The following is a 2147-nucleotide window of genomic DNA, read 5'->3' as shown; positions in this document are numbered from 1 at the left end:
GTAGCCGAATGAGTCGGCGGCGATCCCTTGGTGGCTGATTGCGAGAGGCGGTTGCCGTAGCGGTCGTAGCTGAACGAGAGACCCCAGTGCGGGCCCTGGGTTTCGGCCGTGGCCAGCCGGTAGAAACCGTCGTAGGCGTGGCTCTGAGTCCTGGAGGCGTCGTCGTGATCGGTGATTTCCATGATGCGCCCGTTGTTGGCCAGCCCCTCGTCGTAGTGATACTCCAAGTCTAGCAAAGCCCCGGGATCGACGCCGTCGCCGTGTTGAAGCGTCTTGAGCAGTCCCCCGCTTGTGTAGGAGCGGGTGGAAGTTGTGCCGTTGCCGTAGTCGATACCTGTCAGGGCGCCGGTGGCATGGTAGGCGAAGTTGTTGGCCAGCACGGCCGGATGGTCGGCGTCCACCCAGTCCGAGGTGACGGCCGTGATGCGTCCCATGCGGTCGTAGTCGGTAGAGATGCTCTTGCCGTTGGGCAGGGTGGAGGAGGTCATCATCCCAGCCAGGTTGTAGCTCATCTCGCGCTGGAAGATCGGTCGAAGACAGCACCAGCCCGGTTTCGAAGTCGTAGACCGTAGTCGCCGTATGCCCCAGCGGGTTGGTGGCCGAGGTCGGATAGGCGAAGTGGCTGGAGGCCGAGTTTACCGGCCCAGCGCATCGACCGTCTTGATGACGTTGCCCAGCGTGTCGTAATGGCGGTGGGATTCGATGAAGCGGTCTTCGTGGGCGAAGTAGACGGCCGTGGTGGTGAGATTGCGCTTCATCAGAAATATGTTGTAAATGTCGGTAAGGAAAGAAAAGTTGAGCCGCTATCGAAGCGAGAGGCGGGAGAGGGTCTGGGCCAGTTTTTGCAGGGAATCGAGGTTGTGGACGGGGAGGAAGTCGTGGACGTGGGGGAGGAGGGCTTGGGCGCCGCGGGTAAGGGGTTGGTATTGAGGACGGCCCAAGAGGGGATTGAGCCAGATGAAGCGGTGGCAGCTACGGGCCAGGCGGTCGGCTTCGCGAGAGAGGACTTCGGGGCGGCCACGATCCCATCCGTCGCTGATCAGCAGCACTACGGCGCCTTGGCCCAGCAGGCGCCGCGAGAAAGCGAAGTTGAAGGTGCGCAGGGCCTCTCCGATGCGGGTGCCGCCTCCCCAATCGCGCACCTGGTGGCCGACTTCGCGCAGGGCCCGGTCGACCGATTTGCGGCGCAGCGATAGAGTGATGCGGCTGAGGCGGGTGGCGAAGACGAAGGACTCGACCGGAGGCCCTCCGGCCGACTGCAGCACGTGCATGAAATGCAGCAGCAGGCGGGTGTAGCTTTCCATGCTTCCCGAGATGTCGCAGAGCAAGACCAGGCGCCGCGGCTTGAGCTTGGGCAGGCGGGTGGGGATTTGCAGCGGCTCTCCCAGGTAACGCAGGGACTGGCGCAGCAGGCGGCGCACGTCGAGGCGCCGTCCGCGCCCCGGACGCAGGCGGCGGGTGCGCCTGAGAAAGCGCTTGAAGTCGAGTCCGCCGAGGAGGCGGCGGGCCATTTCAAGTTCCTCCCCCGACATCTCGGCGAAGTCCTTGCGGCGCAGCACTTCCTGCTCGCTGGGCAGCGGCAGCAAGGCCAAGTGCTGCTCCTGGCGAGGACTCTCAGGGGTCTCGTCGGGCTGGTCCGGCTCTTCTCCCGCCGGCAGCATCTGAAGACGCTTCTCGGGACGCTCTTCGCCCAGCGAGCGCAGGTCGAGGCGCGTCCAGCGTTGGTCGTGAGCCCGCCAGAAATAGCGGAAGGCCTTGCGGAAGAGCGGACGGTGCCGCCGGCGCGAGATCATCAGCGCCTGCAGGGTGTTGAAAACGTCCTCCTTGCGTCCCAGGTGGACGTATTGCAGGGCTTGGGCGGCTTCCTGAACGGTTTCGGGCGAGACCTCGATTCCCAGAGCGCGGCAGGTGCGGGAAAAGAGGGTGAGGTTATGGAGCAGGTGTCCTCCCCGGTAGGGCGCTTGGGGATCTAGAAACTGGCTTTGGCGCTCTTTCGGCATTTGGCGGTCACTGCATTTTTTCCCTGCCGTGAGCAGGGGACGGCTATAATCGAAGAGGTTCCGGGGTTTCAGGACAAAAGAAATGTCGCTGCTTCGAGACTGGGCTGTGCGAACGCAAGCATTTCGTATGATCCGCCCGGCTGCGGG

3 protein-coding genes are annotated in these 2147 nt (G+C 63.9%); all 3 read right to left on the bottom strand.

All coding sequences use genetic code 11. The features are described from left to right. Window positions 1-512, bottom strand: a 512-nt coding sequence (locus VLU25_21410) for a hypothetical protein (GenBank protein ID HSR70502.1), incomplete at its 3' end; no start/stop codon positions are given. Window positions 513-635: 123 nt separating this feature from the next. After that, on the bottom strand, window positions 636-758 hold the full coding sequence (locus VLU25_21405) for a hypothetical protein (protein ID HSR70501.1): 123 nt from the start codon (window positions 756-758) through the stop codon (window positions 636-638). Window positions 759-803: 45 nt separating this feature from the next. Beyond that, window positions 804-2000 (bottom strand): VWA domain-containing protein, encoded by a 1197-nt coding sequence (locus VLU25_21400; GenBank protein HSR70500.1) that lies wholly within the window; start codon window positions 1998-2000, stop codon window positions 804-806. Window positions 2001-2147 lie beyond the last annotated feature (147 nt).

The sequence above is a fragment of the Acidobacteriota bacterium genome, from assembly GCA_035471785.1.
Taxonomy (GTDB): Bacteria; Acidobacteriota; UBA6911; order RPQK01; family DATIPO01; genus JANQFM01.
The sequence above is the reverse complement of the archived record's forward strand: the minus strand, read 5'-3'. Positions and strand labels throughout refer to the sequence as shown.